This window comes from Pontibacter sp. SGAir0037, assembly GCF_005491705.1.
Classification (GTDB): domain Bacteria; phylum Bacteroidota; class Bacteroidia; order Cytophagales; family Hymenobacteraceae; genus Pontibacter.
The window spans coordinates 3085351-3104936 of sequence record NZ_CP028092.1; the positions used below are offsets into that span (position 1 = coordinate 3085351).

General features: G+C 48.1%; 16 protein-coding genes. 5 read left to right on the forward strand and 11 right to left on the reverse strand.

What is annotated here, in order from left to right; translation table 11 throughout:
* Nucleotides 1-221 precede the first annotated feature (221 nt).
* The 4 genes from C1N53_RS12580 to C1N53_RS12595 form a co-directional block, all read right to left on the reverse strand.
* Nucleotides 222-1025, reverse strand: a complete 804-nt coding sequence (locus C1N53_RS12580) for a YdcF family protein (RefSeq protein WP_240773211.1) — start codon at nucleotides 1023-1025, stop codon at nucleotides 222-224.
* A 44-nt stretch (nucleotides 1026-1069) separates the two neighbouring features.
* Nucleotides 1070-1354, reverse strand: coding sequence for a DUF2905 domain-containing protein (locus tag C1N53_RS12585; RefSeq protein ID WP_240773212.1), 285 nt, complete (start codon nucleotides 1352-1354; stop codon nucleotides 1070-1072).
* A 125-nt stretch (nucleotides 1355-1479) separates the two neighbouring features.
* On the reverse strand, nucleotides 1480-5433 hold the full coding sequence (locus C1N53_RS12590; protein ID WP_168194028.1) for a PA14 domain-containing protein: 3954 nt from the start codon (nucleotides 5431-5433) through the stop codon (nucleotides 1480-1482).
* A 431-nt stretch (nucleotides 5434-5864) separates the two neighbouring features.
* Nucleotides 5865-6053, reverse strand: coding sequence for a hypothetical protein (locus C1N53_RS12595; RefSeq protein WP_137759648.1), 189 nt, complete (start codon nucleotides 6051-6053; stop codon nucleotides 5865-5867).
* A 111-nt stretch (nucleotides 6054-6164) separates the two neighbouring features.
* Between C1N53_RS12595 and C1N53_RS12600 the strand changes: the two genes are divergently transcribed.
* From C1N53_RS12600 to C1N53_RS12610, 3 genes are all read left to right on the forward strand, one after another.
* Nucleotides 6165-8612, forward strand: coding sequence for a type IA DNA topoisomerase (locus C1N53_RS12600; protein ID WP_137759649.1), 2448 nt, complete (start codon nucleotides 6165-6167; stop codon nucleotides 8610-8612).
* 273 nt (nucleotides 8613-8885) lie between these two features.
* A complete protein-coding gene (locus C1N53_RS12605; RefSeq protein WP_137759650.1) occupies nucleotides 8886-9998 on the forward strand; it encodes an SWFGD domain-containing protein in 1113 nt (370 codons plus the stop codon).
* 258 nt (nucleotides 9999-10256) lie between these two features.
* Complete coding sequence (locus tag C1N53_RS12610) at nucleotides 10257-10871, forward strand: porin family protein (RefSeq protein WP_137759651.1); 615 nt, start codon at nucleotides 10257-10259, stop codon at nucleotides 10869-10871.
* Between the two features lie 75 nt (nucleotides 10872-10946).
* On the opposite strand, the gene C1N53_RS12615 is transcribed toward C1N53_RS12610, so the two are convergent.
* From C1N53_RS12615 to C1N53_RS12630, 4 genes are all read right to left on the reverse strand, one after another.
* Nucleotides 10947-11600, reverse strand: coding sequence for a carbonic anhydrase (locus tag C1N53_RS12615; protein ID WP_137759652.1), 654 nt, complete (start codon nucleotides 11598-11600; stop codon nucleotides 10947-10949).
* Nucleotides 11601-11634: 34 nt separating this feature from the next.
* Nucleotides 11635-13206: a SulP family inorganic anion transporter gene (locus C1N53_RS12620; protein WP_137759653.1), complete on the reverse strand. Its 1572-nt coding sequence runs from the start codon at nucleotides 13204-13206 to the stop codon at nucleotides 11635-11637.
* A 143-nt stretch (nucleotides 13207-13349) separates the two neighbouring features.
* Nucleotides 13350-14735: a HAMP domain-containing sensor histidine kinase gene (locus C1N53_RS12625; RefSeq protein WP_137759654.1), complete on the reverse strand. Its 1386-nt coding sequence runs from the start codon at nucleotides 14733-14735 to the stop codon at nucleotides 13350-13352.
* The gene (locus tag C1N53_RS12630) at nucleotides 14732-15415 is read right to left on the reverse strand and encodes a response regulator transcription factor (protein ID WP_137759655.1); all 684 of its coding nucleotides are present in this window, start codon (nucleotides 15413-15415) and stop codon (nucleotides 14732-14734) included. The genes C1N53_RS12625 and C1N53_RS12630 overlap by 4 nt, the downstream gene beginning before the upstream one ends.
* Before the next feature lie 151 nt (nucleotides 15416-15566).
* Here C1N53_RS12630 and C1N53_RS12635 point away from each other — a divergent pair, with 151 nt between their 5' ends.
* Entirely contained in the window at nucleotides 15567-16481 is a 915-nt protein-coding gene (locus tag C1N53_RS12635; protein WP_137759656.1) for a cation diffusion facilitator family transporter, read from the forward strand.
* Here C1N53_RS12635 and C1N53_RS12640 read toward each other — a convergent pair whose 3' ends face one another.
* The 3 genes from C1N53_RS12640 to C1N53_RS12650 form a co-directional block, all read right to left on the reverse strand.
* Entirely contained in the window at nucleotides 16482-16841 is a 360-nt protein-coding gene (locus C1N53_RS12640) for a DUF1801 domain-containing protein (protein WP_137759657.1), read from the reverse strand. It lies immediately after the preceding gene.
* A gap of 169 nt (nucleotides 16842-17010) precedes the next feature.
* Nucleotides 17011-17649 (reverse strand): DsbA family protein, encoded by a 639-nt coding sequence (locus tag C1N53_RS12645; protein ID WP_137759658.1) that lies wholly within the window; start codon nucleotides 17647-17649, stop codon nucleotides 17011-17013.
* Nucleotides 17650-17752: 103 nt separating this feature from the next.
* Nucleotides 17753-18532: an SDR family NAD(P)-dependent oxidoreductase gene (locus C1N53_RS12650; RefSeq protein ID WP_137759659.1), complete on the reverse strand. Its 780-nt coding sequence runs from the start codon at nucleotides 18530-18532 to the stop codon at nucleotides 17753-17755.
* A 164-nt stretch (nucleotides 18533-18696) separates the two neighbouring features.
* Between C1N53_RS12650 and C1N53_RS12655 the strand changes: the two genes are divergently transcribed.
* Nucleotides 18697-19494, forward strand: coding sequence for a S1/P1 nuclease (locus C1N53_RS12655; RefSeq protein ID WP_137759660.1), 798 nt, complete (start codon nucleotides 18697-18699; stop codon nucleotides 19492-19494).
* Nucleotides 19495-19586: the final 92 nt, after the last annotated feature.

The window sequence follows — 19586 nt, forward strand, 5'->3', positions numbered from 1 at the left end:
TGAAGCAGCGTGTTATATGTTTGCCTGGAACAAGCAGCAGCATGCTGTTTCAACAAGTTATGAAGCTAGTTCTTTAACAGGTATTTAGATTTAATGTTACAGTCTCAGGCTACACTTGTGCAATTCTTTAACAGAAAATTTTTATTTTCCATCAGTTACCGCACCCTGCTTGCACCCATAGTAGTGGTGCTTGCTTCTTTTCTGTTCCCTCCTGCATTATATCAGCAGTACCCCAGTATCTTGTAGATCAGGTAGCCCGCTATTTCATGGATCAGCAGGTGCCAGCCACTAAAGGCACCTGCATCTGGAATAATGGTTTCGTCGGGTGTAAAGCGTCTGGGCGAAGCATAGAAATCGGTGCTGAAAGGAGTAACCTCTACACCGGCTTTCTGAAAGCAGGCCAGCGAACGGCGCATGTGAAAAGCAGATGTTACCAGAAGCAGACGCTTCCACTCCGGGTGCTTCTTTAGCAATTCGGCTGTATGCAGGGCATTTTCACGTGTATTGCGGCTATTGCTTTCAGTTAAAATATCCTCTTCCGGCACGCCTCCCATCAGCAGTATTCTTTCAATCTGCTCTGCTTCCGGTATGTTATCGAGCAATACAGAAGAATTACCTCCCGTTACCACAAATAGGTTCACCTTGTTCATGCGGTAAAGCTGCAATGGGTGCAGAAAGCGGTCTGCTCCTTTATGGGTTAAAATGCGGTCGGGCAGGTCTTCTCTGTAACCTGTTACACCTGTTAAGATCAGGGCTGCATCGTAATTATTGATCTCGCTGACAGGTGTAGCCTCCACCTCCCATGCCCGCCAGGCTTCGTTTGCCAGAAACGGATTGGAGAGCAGCAAAAGCAGCCCTGCACCTGCCGCTAAACAAACTTTTTTCTTCCTGGGTGATTTCAGAAAGATGGCTAATAGCAAAAGTACCAGCACCCAGAGCAGGGGCATCAGGAGAAAGTGAAGGGTTTTGGAGAGAATAAAAAACATCTGTAGCAGTATCAGGTAATGCAGCAATTTAAGCAACACAACTTAAATCGGCTCCATATTTTTTTGATACCGTTAAAGCTGCGTTAAAAGAGCCGCCTGAACACCCACATCAGGAAAGAGAGCAGTATACTTAGCAGAAGCATACTGGTAATTGGCGCAAAGAAACGAAAGTTCTTTCGCTCTACCCGAATATCACCTGGCAGGTTGCCGAACCAACTGAACTTGTCGCCTGCCAGCCACACCACCAGTCCAACAACGATGATTACGGCTCCGACCATTACAATAAGTTTTCCGATAGGCTGCATAGTGGCGACAAAAATAAATAGCTGCAGGTAAATTTTAAAGCATTTGTAACTATAGCTACGCACAAGCCATAGCTGTAGTTAGCAACTGAGGCAGGCAAAATGGAGGTGCAAAAGCACCTTAGTGGCTACTTCGGCACCTCCATCACCTGCAAGAAAAACCTAAGAATCACGTAAAATACACCGCTGCCCTAGCTTTTCTTCATTTTGATCAGGTAAACTTTTCCTTTGCTGTTAATGTAGCGCAGTAGGTAAATGCCTGTCTGAAGTTTTGCATCTTTCAGATTAATGGTTAGCTCGCCGTGGGTGAGCTGGAGCTGTTCTGTTTTTCTGTATACCACCCTGCTCAGTATATCCAGCACGGCCACTTCCTGCAGTGTCTCCCCTGGCTCTTTAAAGGCAAGCGTTATTCCCTCCGAGAAAGGGTTCGGGTAAAGTATTACCTTATCGGCATCAGACAGCGGTTCGGCCGTAGCAGCCATAGCAGTACCCGACATACCTTGGATGTAAGGCGATAATCGGTTACCTGGAATAGGGCGTTCAAACGTAGCATTTGGCAACTGCCACCCTACCGCCACATGGTCGCCACCACCCTGCTCTTTTTGCAGCACTTCCACATAATAGCGTTTGCCTGCCTCCAGGTTTATTTTGGCAGACTGCTGCGTACTGTACCTGGTCCATTCGCGGGAGTAGGTATAGGCATCGAGATAGGCGATTCTTACTTTGCCTGCCGGACTTTCAGAAGTGCTTAGCCACAGTTCCGCCACATCATCACCGGAGAGCCAGAAGGTGTACTGCCCTGTGGCAGGTGCGGTCACGTAGCCCCGGATACGGGTGCCGTAGTTGTCGCCAATATTGATGGGCGATTCAAAAACAGTGAGTTCACTGACGCTGGTAGGCGGACTGGAAAGCGGTATATTGGTCACGGGCACCCCGTACACGTTCTGCCAGTATTCCCGCGTAATTTTACCCGTGTTGCCTGGCTGGAAATTAGCTGTGATGGCCATGTTGTCGGTTATGGTAAGGCTAAGCGGGTTGGTGCTGCCCGTAGCGCTGCCGCTCCAACTACTGAAGACATAGCCTGCATTAGCAGTGGCCGTTACGGTAACTCTTTCACCGGAGGTATAGGTGGCTTTCTGCGGCGACAGAGCTACTGTGCCTCCCGCACCCGCAGTGGCCGTTACGGTATACTGCCCCGGGGTGCTGCCGTAAGGGCTGAGCCTGTTGCCGGGTATAGGCCGCTCCAGTGTGCCGTTCGGCAGCTGCCAGCCCACGGCTAGGTGATCGCCTCCGGCCTCCTCTTTCTGCAGCGCCTCTATGTAATAGCGCCTGCCCGCCTCCAGCGTAACCTTCACCGACTGCTGTGTGCTGAACTTTGTCCACTCCCGCTCGTAAGTCCAGCCGTTTACGTAGGCTAGCTTCACTTTCTGGGAGGGATCTTCTGAGGTGCTCAGCCACAAGTCGGCATTGTTGTCGGCTGCTATCCAGAAGGTATATTGCCCCGACACCGGCGCCGTCACATAGCCCCTGTAGCGCGTGCCGTAGTTGTCGGCGATGTTACTGGGCCCCTCGAACAGGGTAAGCTCCGAAACCGATGACGGCGCACTGTTAACGGGTATGGAGGCAACACCGTAGCCTGACAGGTTCGGCCAGTATTCGCGCGTGATCCTGCCTGTACCTGTATTTCCTCCCCCTCCGCTTGTTACAGTAACCGCTACGGCATCGGACTGTGCTGTGTGGCCCTGCGCGTCAAAGGCTTTGGCAACAATACTATAGGTACCTGCCGGTACACTTTGCCAGGCAGCGCTGAAAGGTGTAGCTGTAGCCTCCGCTATTTTGGCTGTTCCCTGCCAATACTCCACCCTGGCCCAGCTGCGCACAACTTCCGCAAAACTCACACTCAAGGGTATGTTGCTGCCCGCCGCAAATGTGGCTCCGTTTGCAGGAGAGGTAATGGTTAAAGGTTTGCTAACGCCCCCACTGCAGTCGGGGTACAGGTCTACATAACTGGAACCGGTCAGGCCGCCGGCATCGGTTACTTTTAAAGAGATGCGGTAGAAATAGATTTCGCCGTCGCAGCCCACGGGTGTGATTGTCGTAGTGGTGGAAGGCTTGGAATCAATCGGCTCAGGGTGCGTGTGATCGTTATGGTGCAGCACCGTTTGCCACTGGTACTGCAACTGCGACCCTGAGTGCTCCCTGTCGGTTACATTGGCCGTCAGGTTGTAGACGGTGTTCTGCGTGAGCGGGAACCTGGTACCTTGTGCGGGGCTCGTAATGGTGACTACCGGCGCCGTATTGTTGATGGAAACAAGCAGAGTGGCCGTTGAAGATAAGCCACCGGCATCGGTTACCTTTAGCACCACATGAAAGCTGGCAAGGCCAGATGCTGTAAAGGTATGACTTGGGTTAGCCTCGGTGCTCACAGGAGTATTGTCTCCGAAGTTCCACTCGTAGCGCAGCGACTGCCCCTCGGGATCGGAAGAGCCGGAACCTGTAAACCTGACCGTGAAGGGGCTGGCACCGGATAGCTTGTCGGCAGTGGCAACAGCCTTGGGCGGCAGGTTACCGGAGCTATACCTTATCAGATGGATTTCGGTGGCATACTTTATATAGTAGATTCCTCCCGAGACAGGGTTGGTAGCCAAGGCTACCACAAAGGCATCACTATCCTTAAAGTTGCTGATGCTTCGGGGCATTTCGTCCACATCAAACGTCGAGTTCTTGATCCAGCCACCCACATAGTCTCCGAAGAAGTAGGTGTTTCTGTACTGAGGCGGAAAATCGGTGCCTGTATACCACACACCGCCCGTTACCGAGCTGCCCGAGAACTGCGGCCCCGACACAGGAGAATTCGCCGCCCCGATCATGGCCACAGCGGCATCCTCTCCATTAAATATACCTGTTCTGGAGCCGCCCCCTCTTTCGGAGTGCTTCCACTCAAATGCCGGCCTGGCATGTACAAAAAGCCGGTACGAGTTCGGAATAGCCTGATTGTAGTTGCAGGGGTTATAAAAGTAGGGAGCCGTGGTGCGCCTTACCTGCTTAATCATATCGCCGTAGTAAAAGTACTGCTGTGTGCAGTTGCCGGTGCCGTACAAAGGGTTGGGCGCAGCATAGTTGTTGGGCACCTGCTTATGGAAATACCATTCCTGCTGCTCCAGCCCCTCAAAAACAGGCCAGCCAAAGTTCATTCCCGGCCTTGTAGCCACATTTATCTCCTCCCACACATACCAGCCTACATCCCCGATGTACAGTATACCCGGAAAATTCGCATTACCGCTGCCCGGCTTTACCGAAAAGCGGAAGGCGTTGCGCAGCCCCAGCACCCATACCCTGGACGACGCCGAGCGTGGGCTACCGGAGTTGTAGTAAGGGTTGCCGGGCAGGCCATTGCCCGTGGCGGGGTCTACGCGTAGTATTTTGCCGTTGATGCAGTCCACCTGCTGCGAGCGGTAGGAGCCAATGTTTTCTTTTTGAGTGATGATGCCGTCGCGCAGCGCCTGCGTAATATAGGTATCGTTCGGGTTGGCCGGGTCGAAGCCCATGTCGATGTAACCGGCTGATGCACCGTCACCAATGGAGAGTAACAGCGAACCGTCTTCGCCGAACACCAACGAGCCGACGCCGTGGCCGGTATACAGAATAGGCAGGCCCTGTGTTATAGACTCCCCTATCAATATTTTTCGGGAGCTCATGTCTGTGCTTCTTTTGTTATCGGAGGTCCTGGCGGTATACCGGGTAAGCCTGCCGATGGAAGCGTTGAAGTATTCGTTCGCGCTAGCGCTGTAGCTGCTTTTGCCAAAGTGCAGCAGGTGGTGCCTGTCGACGGCGTACAGCAGGTAAAAGTAGCCGTTGCTGTCGAAGTTCGGGTCCAGGGCAAAGCCGAGCATGCCGTGGTCTTTCCAGTCTCCCACCTCCTCGCTGATGTCGATGAGCGGGTTCGGCAGCCGCTGCCCGTTTTCCACGATCCATACCCTACCGCCCTTCTCCCACACGTACATGCGGTTTCCGTCTTTCGAAAAGGCCATACCTACTGCCGCATTCCAGTTGCCGCCTATCTTTTCATCGATAAAGCCGGAGGGTTGTGCGAGTGCAGCTGGAAGGGGGCCGAGGTTGCAAAAGAGCCATACGAATACAGGCAAAAGGCCAAGGCTATTCAGAGGCCGCCAGCGCCGTATACCTGAAATCAGAAGATAAAATGTGGGGGGCAGCAGACGTAACTCGCCTCTGCAGGATTTGTAAAAATTTGTCATAGAACTAAAGATGGTGTGCCGGAAAGGCTCGGATTAAACTAACAACAGGCAGCAAAAGGACTAGGCATACTTATTGGTAGGTATACCTCTTTCAGGAGAAGAAAAAAATGACTGGAATGAGGTATCAAAAAGGCCGAGCATCCTTAAAATTCAGAATGCCAAAAGGAGGGGTACTAACTGGTGCGGCTTATTAACTTATAAGGTAGCAGAGAGCTTTTTTCATCTAACTACCTTACTCCGTTTTTACGTTTGTGAACTGCCCTTGTTATAATTTTTATATTAATTTTTTTTAATTTAAAATGTAGCTTCTCTTCAGAAATTCAGGCACTATAAGCAGGAAGGCAGAGCCAGCCAATCATACTCATTTTATACTTAAAAGCTACTCCCTTCACTTTTAAGCCGGGCATATGTTCCGAAATAATGTACATCCAGAAAAGGCTTTTGGGTAAGGCTGGCCTTCTTTTGGCACTACATACTCCTTCCGAAATAACTTCTTGTTGTGAAGGCACAAAGCTGAATGAGCCAAAGCTCCTGTTATACAGCAAATTCCCGGCTGCTCTCGCAAATCCCGCTCATTTTGTGTAAATTTGAAGGCTGTTTAATTTCTAAAATCCGATAGCTTGAAAGTTTGTATTGCTGAGAAACCGAGTGTAGCCCGTGAGATAGCCATGGTGATTGGTGCCAAAACAAAGAGAGATGGCTATTACGAAGGCAACGGCTACCAGGTCACCTGGACCTTTGGCCATTTCTGCCAGCTTCGCGAACCCGATGACTACCGCCCCGAGTGGAAACGCTGGAGCCTCTACGACCTGCCAATGCTGCCAGAACGCTATGGCATCAAGCTTTTGAAAGATAAAGGTGTAGAGAATCAGTTCAACATTATTAAAAAGCTACTGGAGAATGCCGAGGAAGTAATTAACTGTGGTGATGCAGGCCAGGAAGGAGAAGTAATACAGCGCTGGGTACTTACGGAGGCGCAATACAGGCGGCCATTTAAACGCCTCTGGATTTCATCGCTTACCGAGGAAGCCATACGCCAGGGCTTTGCGCAACTACGCGACGGAAAAGAATTCGACTTACTGTACCAGGCAGGTAAAAGCCGCGCCATCGGCGACTGGCTGCTGGGCCTGAATGCCACCCGCTTGTTCACTTTAAAATATGCGCAGGGGCGACAGACACTATCTATAGGCAGAGTGCAGACACCAACGCTGGCCATGATCGTGAACCGCCACCACGAAATACAGAACTTTGTGCCGCAACCTTACTGGGAGCTTAAAACCATTTACCGCGACACAACTTTCTCCAGCACCAACGGCCGCTTCCACCAGGAGGAAGAAGGCCAGAAGATATTGGAAGCCATACAACAGGCTGATCTTACCATTACCGATGTCGATACCAAAAAAGGCACGGAAGCACCACCAAAGCTTTTCGACCTGACGTCGCTGCAGATCGAGTGCAACAACAAGCTCAGCTTATCGGCAGAGGAAACCTTACGCACGGTGCAAAGCCTTTACGAGAAGAAAGTGGTTTCATACCCGCGTGTAGACACAACCTTTCTTCCGGACGATATTTACCCTAAAATTCCGGGCATTCTGCAGGGCCTCCGAAACTATAGCCAGGAGGTGGCACCACTGCTGCAAAGCAAGATCCGCAAAACCAAGAAGGTATTTAACAATAACAAAGTAACCGACCACCACGCCATTATACCGACAGGTGCTGCTGCCAGTAACCTGTATGGGCGCGAGGCCGATGTATACGATATAATTACCCGCCGCTTTATCGCTGCTTTTTATCCGGATTGTATTGTGAGCAACACCTCTGTTATGGCCGATTCTGCGGGCTATGCCTTCAGAGTGCGTGGAAAGCAGATATTGGAACCGGGCTGGCGTGTGCTATATGGTACTGAAGATGTAAAACCGGACGCCCCTGCCGGTAAAGAAGGCGAAAACAAAGATGAAGAAGTAGCCAGTGGTATTCTGCCAAACTTTGTAATCGGAGAGCACGGGCCGCACGTGCCCCTGCTCGACAAGAAAATGACCAACCCGCCGAAAGAGTATACCGAAGCCACCTTGCTGCGTGCCATGGAAACAGCAGGCAAACAGGTAGAAGATGAAGAACTGAAGGATGCTCTGAAAGAGAACGGTATCGGACGACCTTCTACCCGGGCCGCTATTATCGAAACCCTCTACAAAAGGCAGTACATCCGCAAAGACAAAAAGAAGATCATGCCTACTCAGATGGGCATCGACCTGATTGGTGTTATCCGCAATCAGACTCTAAAATCGGCAGAGATGACCGGGCAATGGGAACGCAAGCTACGCCAGATAGAAGGTGGCGAATTTAAAGCGGATGCTTTTTTACAGGAGCTACAGGAGTTCGTGGTAAGCCTGGTGCAGGAAGTAAAATACGACCGCGCCACCGTTACACTGGAGCCACAGCAGGAAGTGACCCCGAAAGAAGCTGCCCCTACAGAAAAGAAAAAAGTGAAAGCAGCCAAGGCAGTGAACGATCCAGCCAAAGGCCTTGGCTCCTGCCCTGCCTGTTCCGAAGGCCACATTCTGAAAGGCTCCAAAGCCTACGGTTGTGCCCGCTTTAAAGAAGGCTGCCGATTCCTGATTCCGATAGAGCAACACGGAAAGCAACTCACCGAGAAACAGGTAAGCTCACTGATCAGCAAAAGAAAAACTCCGGTTATAAAAGGTTTTAAAACAGAAGCGGGCGAAAGCTTTGATGCCATACTGCTCCTGGATGCACAAAACCAACTGGTAACGGAGAAGGCTGAAAAAGCTCCTGCCGCCGATCCTTTTGCCCTTTGCCCGAAATGCAGGCAAGGAAAGCTGCTGAAAGGCAAAGCAGCCTATGGCTGCAGCCGCTTCCGGGAAGGCTGTAATTTTTTACTTCACTTTGAAATGGGTGGAAAACAACTCTCCGACAAACAGATAGAAGCGCTGCTGCTGAAAGGTAAAACAGGCACTATTAAAGGCTTTACCTCCGATAAAACCGGCGAGGCTTTTGATGCCGCTTTAACCATAAATGAAGCTGGTCAGGTGATTTACCAGTTCAAATAACCACACACTTCTTTAACTGGAAAAGCAGGGAATAATCCTGCCTATTTAAATAGGTCTTTGTTCTATCTGCAAGGGCTGCACCTATAAACATACCTGCCTTTGCGCTACCTTAAGTAGTCTCTGCCACACCACCTTATCTTTTAAAAGGCACCTTTTACAGCTATACATTGCCTGCAGGCCTTTTTAAACTTATAGCGCTCATACCCGTAAAAAATAGCAAGCAGTTCGAAAGAAATGCCTGACTATGTATTAACCTAAAACAAATAAAGACCTATGAGAAGCTATGAAAATTCGGGCTACAACCCGTACAATGACAACTATCGGTCAGAAAGCAGAGGTTCTGCCAGGAATTACTATTCTGACGAGAATGATCTAACTAAAAGAAGAATGCGCACCTCTTCTTCTGCTCACGGTAAAGATACCTTGGGTGGATTTGGAGCCGGACGCGATGTACATAATACTTCTGGATACGGTGGTACGTCTACTTATGGACGCTCTGCTGGTAACTGGGATAACAGCAAACAAAATAATAGCTCTTCCAGCTGGCGCAACAACGACCGCAACGAGCGTGACGGCTGGGACCGTGCAGGCGACGAGGTAAAATCCTGGTTCGGCGACGACGATGCAGAGCGCAGAAGAAGAATGGACGACAGACGCGATAACGAGTCTGACCGCTATAGCAGCCGCGGCTCATCGAATAACTACCGAAGCTCAGACTATGGACGCTCCAACTACGGCGGCTCCAACTATGGCAGCAGCTACGACAATAACAATAGCTCATCTAACTGGCGCAACAACGACCGCAACGAGCGTGACGGTTGGGATCGTGCAGGCGACGAGGTAAAATCCTGGTTCGGCGACGATGATGCTGAGCGCAGAAGAAGAATGGACGACAGACGCGACAATGAGTCTGACCGCTATAACAGAGGCTCTTACAACACAAGCTTCGGAACCGGTGCATCCAGCTACAGTGGCTCTTACGGCTCCGATAACGACTCAAACGACCGCGATGGTTTAGGCTTTAGAAGAAACTCTAATGCAGGCAGCAACTACGGCTCCTCTTCTAACTATGGCCGCTCAAACTACGGCAGCACAGGTTCTTCCTCAGACTGGTCGAACGACTACAATTCTGGTAGCAACCGCAGCTGGAACCGCGACCATGACAATGATCATGAGCGTGGGTTCTGGGATAGAGCCGGTGACGAGGTAAAATCCTGGTTCGGTGATGAAGAAGCAGAACGCAGAAGAAGAATGGACGAAATGAACGACGGTAATGATGACTACAGAGGCAACCAGCGCAGCAGTTCTAACTATACAGGAAGAACTACCTACGATGGACCTCCATACTCTTACGGTTCATCATCCCGCAGAGACTACGAGTGGTAAAATAATCTCCGGCTATTGCTATTGAGCGATAAACCGGAAATATGACCATAACTATACTGGAAAGCCCGCTGCCATAGCAGCGGGCTTTTTATTTACAGGCTAAAACAGCAAAACCTATTGCTTTTCTTGCCTAAGTACTATTACTAAAGTTGGTGGCGCCGTAAAGCAGATAGTTCGGATTATATACCAAATTAGTGATGCAGCATTGCTGCATTACTTTACTCCGGATTTCTTTGGACCATTTAATATATGTTAACTATGAAAAAAATACTGTTTGTGTGCCTGTTGTGCCTGGTAACACAATTAGGTGTAGCCCAGCATGTGGGCCTGAAAGGTGGCCTTACCTATACTACCCTTAAAGGCGACCATGCCGAAGATTATGACTTTCGCCTGGGCTATACAGCCGGCCTTCTGTACCAGCACCACTTTTCGGAAAGAGTGGGTATCCAGACCGAAGCATTGTTTACTTCTAAAGGTGCCGAAAGAGACTATACAAACAATGGATTACAGATACATGAAACACTACGCCTGAACTATATAGATATACCTGTTATGCTTCATCTGTCTTCAGGCGGTGTATTCTTTGATGCAGGTCCGCAGGTTTCTTTTATAGCCAAAGGCAGAAGACTGCAGGAAAGCTCTGCCTCTGACAATACAACCACTGTTGTAAAAACCAATATTACCGATAATCCTTATGCCATAGATTTTGGCTATGTGGCTGGCTTAGGGTATCGCATGCCAACAGGTGTGGGTATCGAGTTAAGGTATAACGGAGGCGTAAAGAACATCTACGACGAAGGGCCTCTTACAAACCTTAACCTACGTAACTCTACAGTTTTACTCATGCTGAGCTATCTGCTTCCAGGCAGATAGTTGTTACCTGATAAAAAAAACCTCTGCAAATGCAGAGGTTTTTTTCAAGTATATGAGATCTGATAATAGGTAATCTTATTTTTCAGTGCCTGCCTCAACGGCAGACTCGTCTACTATGCTGTAGATCTTTTCGAACCGCTTAAATGATTCGTACTCCACATTCAGGTCTCTTAAGAGCCCCTCTTTAATGTCGTACACCAGGCCATGTAGTTTAGGAGGATTATCAGACTGCATGGCGTTTTGAATAATAGAGGTTTTAGACAGGTTATGCACCTGCTCAATTACATTCAGTTCAACCAGGCGGCGCAGGCGTTGCTCTTCGTCTTCAATAGCGTTCAGCTCATTTTCGTGCAGGCGAATCACATCCTTGATATTGCGCAGCCAGTTATCTATTAAACCGAACTGTTTGTTGCTGGCAGCTGCGGCCACCCCGCCACAACCAATATGGCCGCATACAATAATATCTTTTACTTTAAGTACTTCAACGGCATACTGCAACACCGATAGCAGGTTCACATCAGTGTTCACTACCATGTTGGCAATATTACGATGCACAAACATTTCACCAGGGCCCGTACCCGAAATTTCGTTGGCTGGCACACGGCTGTCAGAGCATCCGATAAACAGGTAGCGCGGCTCCTGTCCTTTGGCGAGCTTAGTAAAGTATTCGCTGTCTTCGCTCAACTTTTGCTCCACCCATTTCTTATTATTCTCAAATATTTTTTCCATGTTTTATCTTTAGTTATTGTAAAGTAATATCTGCTTAATGTACGTCCAGCACTGAAACCTCCGGCACATTATAAATCTCTAATTTGATGTTTCTTTCGTGGGCTGTGTTTTTGAATTCCTGAATAGCCTCCAGCACGTCGTAATCAATAAATTCAGAATTCTCGCCATCGATAATCACATAACTGTTATCAGGCAGGTTTTCCAGCGTCAGCACGATGCTCGCTTTGTTCAGGAAAGATACGTGCTCACTTAACTTAATACGGATAACCTCTTTGTCCTTATGCTCTTCTTTATGATAAAAGTAAGGTGATTTGTAATTGGCTTTCAGGATGAAGATAACGCCAACGACAAGACCAATACAAATACCGATAAGCAAGTCTGAGAACATAATGGCAACCACGGTTATAAAGAACGGCAGAAACTGCTCGTATCCCAGCTTAAACTGTGTTCTAAACAAGGCAGGTTTTGTTAATTTATACCCAACTACCAGAAGTACTGCTGCCAGGGCAGAAAGCGGGATCTGATTCATGAAATTAGCCAGAAACAACACCGAAAGCATCAGGAAAGTACCGTGTATAAAAGACGAAACTTTGGTCTGGGCACCGGCTGACACATTGGTTGTACCACGTACAATAACAGCTGTCATAGGCAGCCCCCCTAACAGTCCAGCCACAATGTTACCTATCCCCTGCGCCTTTAACTCCCGGTTATTAGGTGTGCGGCGCTTATGCGGATCTAATTTATCAATGGCCTCTACGCTGAGCAGTGTTTCCAGGCTGGCTACAATTGCAATGGTGAAGGCTACAATATAGAGCGAAGGACTAGTTAAGTGCTCCAGGCTCAGAAAACGCAGTTCTTGTGTTAAACCACTTATGCCGCTGATAACAGGCAGGTTAACCAGGTGTGTTGCACTTACAGCAATTTCCGGTATAAAGTTGATAAAAATGTAGTTCAGCAGGATGGATAGCAATACAGCTACCAGTGCGCCCGGCACTAACTTGAAAAACTTAAAACGCTTCAGCCTAGGGCTGTCCCAAGCCAGAATTAAGACCAGTGAAATAATCCCGATAATCAGAGCTCCTACCTGTATACCCGATAAGGCGTGCCCGATTTCTGTAAAGGTATTGCGCCCGTCAGGCTGGAAGAACTCCATCTCGCCGAAGAAATCTTCATCAGCACCCATAAAATGAGGAATCTGCTTCAGAATCAGGATTAAGCCAATAGCAGCCAACATCCCTTTTATAACAGATGACGGGAAGTACAGCCCAATAACCCCAGCTTTTAAAAAGCCAAGCGCCACCTGAATAATACCTGCAAGCACAACAGCCAGCAGAAAACTCTCGAAAGAACCTAACGTTTCTATGCCATTAAGCACAATAACGGTAAGTCCTGCTGCCGGACCACTGACAGCCAGTTGCGAGCCGCTCAGCCAGGCCACCAGCATACCTCCCACAATACCCGTTACAATACCTGAAAAAAGCGGCGCCCCGGAAGCCAGCGAGATCCCAAGACAAAGGGGAAGTGCTACAAAAAACACAACCAGCCCAGAAGGAATATCCTTACCGAGATGGGCCAAATAGTTTGGGCTTTTATCATTTTCTCTCATATTCCTGTCGCTTAGGCTTAGTCTGTGTTCTAACACTTATTTCTGACTGAAAAACAGCATTTTAACGCACCTATCTTATCAAAGATAAAGAAGCAACATTAAGAGGAAATTAAAATAGGATTAAAACAGAATTAAAATCATAATTAAATAGCGATAAAACCATAAGCCTGTGGCAGCGATATAGTTACCTCCGTTCCTTCATTAATTTGAGAGGCAATATGTATACTGCCCTTGTGCAGTTTTAAAATACGCTCTGCCAGTGGCAGGCCAATTCCGTGACCAGATATATTCCGCACATTATCTGCCCGGAAAAACGGCACGAATACATGCTTCAGGTCTTCCACTGTTATTCCCAGTCCTTTGTCCTTTACCTTTAGCTGCACCATTCTACCGTTTATGATAATCTGCCCAACGGCACTTTGGCCGGATGGCGAGAATTTGATAGCATTTTCGATAACGTTAACGATTGCAATAAGCAAAAGCGCCTCGTTTCCTTTTACAACCAGGCGGTCTTCATCTTCCGGGAAATTAAGGAAATCTATATGAATGGCGGCATTTGGCTGCCGTTTGCGGGCCTGGTCGGTTGCCAGCCACACCAGTTCATCGAAGCGCAGGTAAGTCTGTTTTATTTTAGAAGAATCTATACTGGCCTGTGCAATCTGCAGTAAGCCATTTGAAAGCTCCGCCAGCAAACGCGCATCTTCCAGGATTGAAGAAAGCACCCGCTGGTACTCTTTCAGCTCCCGGTCCTTCATAAGGGCAACTTCCAGTTCCCCAATCATTGCGGTTAAAGGCGTACGAAGCTCGTGCGAGGCATTCGAAACAAATGTCCGCTGCATTTCGAAGGCAAGTTCAAGCCTGTCGAGCATTTTATTAAAAGTTTGTGCCAGGTGCGAAACCTCATCTTTGCCTTCGGCATTACTTAAGCGCATGTGCAGCCCCGAAGCATTAATTTTTTCTACCTCGCTTACTACTTTTGTGATAGGCTGCAAGGCTTGCTGCGAAAACAGCCATCCGGCAATAATAACCACCACCAGAGACCCTAATAAACCAACAATCAGAATTACTTTTAAATGCTGCAGCTTACGCAAACTGTAGGCGTCGATACAGGAAGAGAAAACAATAAATTCCCCCTGGTTATCAGGGTAATAAATACCTACTACCTGCCTGGTGCCATGCTCGTACTCTACCTTTTTCTGCCGCACCACTCTTTCCAACAGCTTCTGATTTATGTTAAGGGCACCTTCTCCGTCTGAGAAAAGCAATTTTCCGTTGGTATCAAACACCTTTACCACTTCGTAGGGCAGCACCTGGTAATACTTCACCTGGTTCCGATGTCGTTCCTGCTCACTTAGCTCATCAGCATCCAGCACATGGTGCGCCACAATATAAGCCCTGCGCTCGATCCGCTTGTAAAAGTCGTCCTGCCGGTACAGCGAAGTAAAGTAGTACACCACCAGCGAGAACAGAATAAGGATAATGGCTATGATAATAGCAAATTTAAGCGTGAGCTTTGCCCGGATGGTCATACTTCGTCCTGTTCTTTAAGCACATACCCCATGCCCACCAAGGTATGAATCAACTTGTTGTCGTAGCCTTTGTCTACCTTCTTCCTAAGGAAGTTGATGTACACATCTATCACATTGCTACCTGTATCGAAAGAGGTTTCCCAAACATTTTCCAGTATATCCACCCTGGAAATAACGCGCCCTTTGTTACGCAGCAGGTATTGCAGTAAAGTAAACTCACGGGCTGTGAGGCTAATCGACTTGCCTGCTCTGGTGACCGATTTTTTGATGGCATCCATTTCCAGATCGGCCAGCACCAGCTTTTCGGTTGAACTACTTTCCCCGGATCGCCGGTTCAGCGCCCTGATACGCGCCAGCAACTCTTTAAATTCGAAAGGTTTAGTAAGATAATCATCTGCTCCCGCATCCAATCCTACAATTTTATCATCGGTGGTGCCGAGGGCGGTAAGCATCAGAATAGGAACGCTACTCTTTTGATTTCTGATCTCACGGCACACATCGAGTCCGTTCATTTTGGGCAGGATGAGGTCGAGCACCACTACATCATAGTTATTCTGCAGGGCAAGCTTGGCGCCAAAGAACCCGTCGTAAGCCTGATCGACCTCGTACGCCTGTTCTTCCAGACCCTTCTTTATAAAAGAGGCTACTTTAGGCTCATCCTCAATGAGTAGTATCTTCATATCTGTAATTTGTTGTGGAATAACTTTACCTATATTTGCAATAGCTGTTAAGATGCTACCCTTTAACAGTACAAAGGTAGCAGATGTTATGATAAAGGTAAACATGTGCCTTGAGCAGCATCAATATCTGCAATTTTGTCGTTTATGAAATATGGCACATCAGCATCACCACCATCATACGCATCATCACCATCAGGCAAGCAACAATATTAAAGTAGCTTTTTTTCTTAACCTGAGTTTTGCTGTATTCGAGATCGTTGGCGGCTTATGGATCAACAGTATGGCTATTCTGTCGGACGCGCTGCACGACCTCGGCGATTCTCTCTCGCTCGGACTTGCCTGGTATTTTGAAAGATTATCAAAAAAAGGCAGGGATCATAGTTACTCATACGGTTATAAGCGCTTTTCACTCTTAGGCGCTGTTATTAATTCTGTTATTTTGCTGGCAGGATCTGTGTTGGTGCTGCTGGTGGCAATTCCCAGGCTGTTCCACCCGGAAGCGGTTCACGCACCCGGAATGATCCTTTTTGCAGTGGCAGGTATACTGGTAAATGGTATAGCCGCACTCCGGTTAAACAAGGGCACATCGCTCAACGAAAAAGTAGTTATGCTGCACCTGCTGGAGGATATATTTGGCTGGGCAGCAGTATTGGCTGGCGGTATTATCATGTATTTTTTCGACCTGCCTGTGATTGACCCACTGCTGTCGCTTGTCATCACCTGCTTTATACTTTACAATGTTGTGAAGAACCTGCGCGAGGGGCTGAAGATCCTGTTGCAGGCTACTCCTGCCCATATCGAAATGCCTGCCCTGGAACAAAGGCTGGAGAAGCTGCCCGAAATCAGATCGGTGCATGATCTGCACCTCTGGACACTGGATGGCACCAACCATATTTTAACGATGCACGCCGTCGTAGATCCCCAGGTTTCCCTCGATCAGTCGGAAGAGATAAAGCAACGGATCAGGACGGCCATGGCCGATCTGGAAATACACCATGTTACCATTGAGCTCGAAGCGGCAGGCCAGGCCTGTGGGCAGCCGGAATGCGGCAAATTACAGCAGTAGTTAATTTTGGTTTAAATGGACAGCCTGCTTTATCAGCTCAACAAAATAAGCCTCATTAATATCATCCATCGATCTTACTTTAACGTGAAGCATTTGCCCGTTACGGCTCACTAGTCTTTTTTCCGGATCATCGAGCTCTTTGCCCCGAAAGAACCCAAAGTGCAGACCACTCCTTGAAGAGGCAAAGTAACAAACGGGCCCATAAAAGAAATAACACGGACTATCCCACCGCACGCATTCTTCCAGGTGAGCCGCTGTGGAAGTTATGATCCGGCGCAGTTCCTGGGCAAGCAACAGTTTTTCGGGAGTCAGTTTTTCGAGGTATTCATCTACCTGGTTTACGGTTGTTTTACTTCTCATATCTCTTAGGAATCTCAAAAGCAATACAGCTTCAGCAATAAATATACGTTTTTTTTAATATTGAAGACAACAGTTGTATCCACAATATTTATCAAAATTTATATATATTTTTTACTGAATTTATTTTTTCAATCCCTGTGAGTGGAGCAGGCAGCGTTTCTCCCCTGCTTCAGCCTCTGTTTAGCTTTAGCAACAGCTGCTCTTCCAGTTCATTCAAGCTACTGAATCCTTTTACGAGTAATTGCGGTCCATGAATGTCTTCTACATAAATGCTCGGGAAATTTGTTGCTCCTATGTTTTCTACGTAAAGAAATTCCTCTTCGAGCTGCATCATAATCTCTTCTGCCTCAAAAAGTGTCATGAACAGGTTTTCAGATATCCCGAACAGCCTGACAATATTCACCAGAACACCTGTGTCTGTTATATCCTGGCCATCGGAATAAAAAGCTGAATGAAAAGCCCGTAGCACCTCCAGTGTAAGCACAGGCCGCAACAGGCGCACAGCCAGCAGCGCTCTGCATACCGGCTCTGTGCGGTAAACGAAGCCTGACCGTGTAAAAAAGCTATAGTCGAACGGAAGGCTGGTGCGCTCCTGTACCCGGTGCCAGCTTAGTGCCAGCAGCTCCCTCTCTTTAGGCTGTATAGGTTCTGTTGCATAGGCCTGCAGGTTCCCCAGCAACACCCGCACATTCAGCCTCCCCTGCCAGAGAGCCTGCAGCCGTCGCACCACGGGGGTAAAGCCATAGCACCAGGCGCACATTGGGTTTGTTACATAAAGAATAGTAGGGTTATGCGGAGCAGTTATCATAAGCAATTCTCAGCTGTTGTATTTGTTTTTACCGCAGGAGAAAAGAAAAGGGTTCAAAGCATTTCCTTTTGCCGGATAAGCAGCTAGCTTCTAAAACATTATATTAATGACAAATCATCTTAATGGTCATACCGCCGTCTATCGTTAAGCTCTGGCCTGTAATAAAGCCTGCTTTATCGGAGCATAGAAATAAAGCTGCTTCGGCAATATCTTCGGGTGTACCTACCCTGCCTACCGGGTGCTGCTCTTTATCCTGCCTGGTATGGAGAGGTTCATAACGCTTGCTCTCTTTCTCCCAGGGGCCAACCTCTATCCAACCCGGCGCAATGGCATTTACTCGCACGCGCGGCTCTGTCAGGCTCACAGCCAATGAATGTGTGAGTGCCTCCAGTCCACCCTTAGACGCACTGTAAGGAAAGGTATTGGGCTCCGACATAAAAGCCCTGGTAGAAGAAATATTCAGGATAGCTGGATAGGCCGCTTTATACAGCAAAGGCAAAGCATATTTGGTACACAGCAAAGGACCGCGCAGGTTTACGGCCAGTACCCTGTCAAAATCAGCAACAGGCATATCTTCCAGAGAACCTACATCCGGATTGCTGATGCCGGCATTGTTTATCAGCGCATCGAGCTGTTTATGGTGCTCACTAACCTGCAGCATCAATGCCTTTACCTGCTCTTCTTCTGCTACATCGCAGGTGATAAAGGCAGCTTCCAGTTCCTGCTCTTTCAGCCATTGTATTGCTTCATCTCCTGCTTCTTTATCGGCATCGGCCATGATAACAGTAGCCCCGGCCCGTGCAAATGCCTGTACCATACCCAGCCCTATACCCTGAGCGCCTCCTGTAACAAGAACAACTTTAGAGGAATAATATTCTTTCATGTAATAATTTTAGCTAAACCAATACTTACGGATTTACGGCCCGACCGATAGGAGTTTTACTTTAGTCCGTTATACTATAAACAGCCAATTGCTTTACAATAGCAGTTATATTCCCTTCTTAAGGAAAAATTGCTGAACTTTGCAGCACCAAACTTAAAATGAAAATGGCAAATAACATCTTAAAAAAAATACTTCTGGTTGGTTTATTTCTGTACCTCCCGCTGCAAACCATGGCTTGGGGCATGCTGGGCCATCGCATAGTAGGAGAAATAGCTGACCTCCATTTATCCCGGAAAGCCAGAAAGCAAGTGCAGCAGATCTTAGGCACCGAATCGGTTGCGATTGCCAGCAACTGGGCCGATTTTATTAAATCTGATCCTGCTTATAATTACCTGAACACTTGGCATTACATCAACTTTGAGGAAGGCATGTCGCACGAAGCAATTGATGCTTACCTGGCACAAGACACGGTAACCGATGCTTATACCAAGCTCAATTTTATGATACAGGAGCTGAAAAACAAGCAGCTGCCTCTGGAGCAAAAACAAATGTACCTGCGACTTGTGATTCATATTGTGGGTGACATGCACCAGCCCATGCATGCCGGCCGGCCGGGCGACTTGGGTGGCAACAGGATCAGGGTAAGCTGGTTTAACCAACCTTCTAACCTGCACCGGGTATGGGATGAGCAACTAATAGAGTATCAGCAACTCAGCTATACCGAGTATGTGAAAGCAATTAACCATACCACCAAAAAGCAAACCCAGGAATGGCAAAAGCAGCCGATCAACCAATGGCTGTTCGAGTCTTACGTACTGGCCGACCAACTGTACAAGGAAATAGAGCAGCCAGAACAGAAGCTAAGCTACGCATACAATTTCAGGCACGTGTATAGCTTAAATGAGCAATTACTAAAGGGAGGTGTAAGGCTGGCAGGTGTGTTGAACGAGATTTTCGGGTAATAATATTATAGCCAAAAAAGCAGCGGGGGCGCCACATGTATGTGGCGCCCCCGCTGCTTTTTTGGCTGAGCTGTCGTTTATACTTAACCAGC

What these genes read in the sequence shown, in the direction of transcription:
- C1N53_RS12645 (WP_137759658.1), bottom strand. Translation starts at nt 17,649, where the DNA reads ATGATAACTGCTCCGCATAACCCTACTATTCTTTATGTAACAAACCCA.
- C1N53_RS12630 (WP_137759655.1), bottom strand. Translation starts at nt 15,415, where the DNA reads ATGAAGATACTACTCATTGAGGATGAGCCTAAAGTAGCCTCTTTTATA.
- C1N53_RS12605 (WP_137759650.1), top strand. Translation starts at nt 8,886, where the DNA reads ATGAGAAGCTATGAAAATTCGGGCTACAACCCGTACAATGACAACTAT.
- C1N53_RS12620 (WP_137759653.1), bottom strand. Translation starts at nt 13,206, where the DNA reads ATGAGAGAAAATGATAAAAGCCCAAACTATTTGGCCCATCTCGGTAAG.
- C1N53_RS12640 (WP_137759657.1), bottom strand. Translation starts at nt 16,841, where the DNA reads ATGAGAAGTAAAACAACCGTAAACCAGGTAGATGAATACCTCGAAAAA.
- C1N53_RS12615 (WP_137759652.1), bottom strand. Translation starts at nt 11,600, where the DNA reads ATGGAAAAAATATTTGAGAATAATAAGAAATGGGTGGAGCAAAAGTTG.
- C1N53_RS12635 (WP_137759656.1), top strand. Translation starts at nt 15,567, where the DNA reads ATGGCACATCAGCATCACCACCATCATACGCATCATCACCATCAGGCA.
- C1N53_RS12625 (WP_137759654.1), bottom strand. Translation starts at nt 14,735, where the DNA reads ATGACCATCCGGGCAAAGCTCACGCTTAAATTTGCTATTATCATAGCC.
- C1N53_RS12650 (WP_137759659.1), bottom strand. Translation starts at nt 18,532, where the DNA reads ATGAAAGAATATTATTCCTCTAAAGTTGTTCTTGTTACAGGAGGCGCT.
- C1N53_RS12610 (WP_137759651.1), top strand. Translation starts at nt 10,257, where the DNA reads ATGAAAAAAATACTGTTTGTGTGCCTGTTGTGCCTGGTAACACAATTA.
- C1N53_RS12655 (WP_137759660.1), top strand. Translation starts at nt 18,697, where the DNA reads ATGGCAAATAACATCTTAAAAAAAATACTTCTGGTTGGTTTATTTCTG.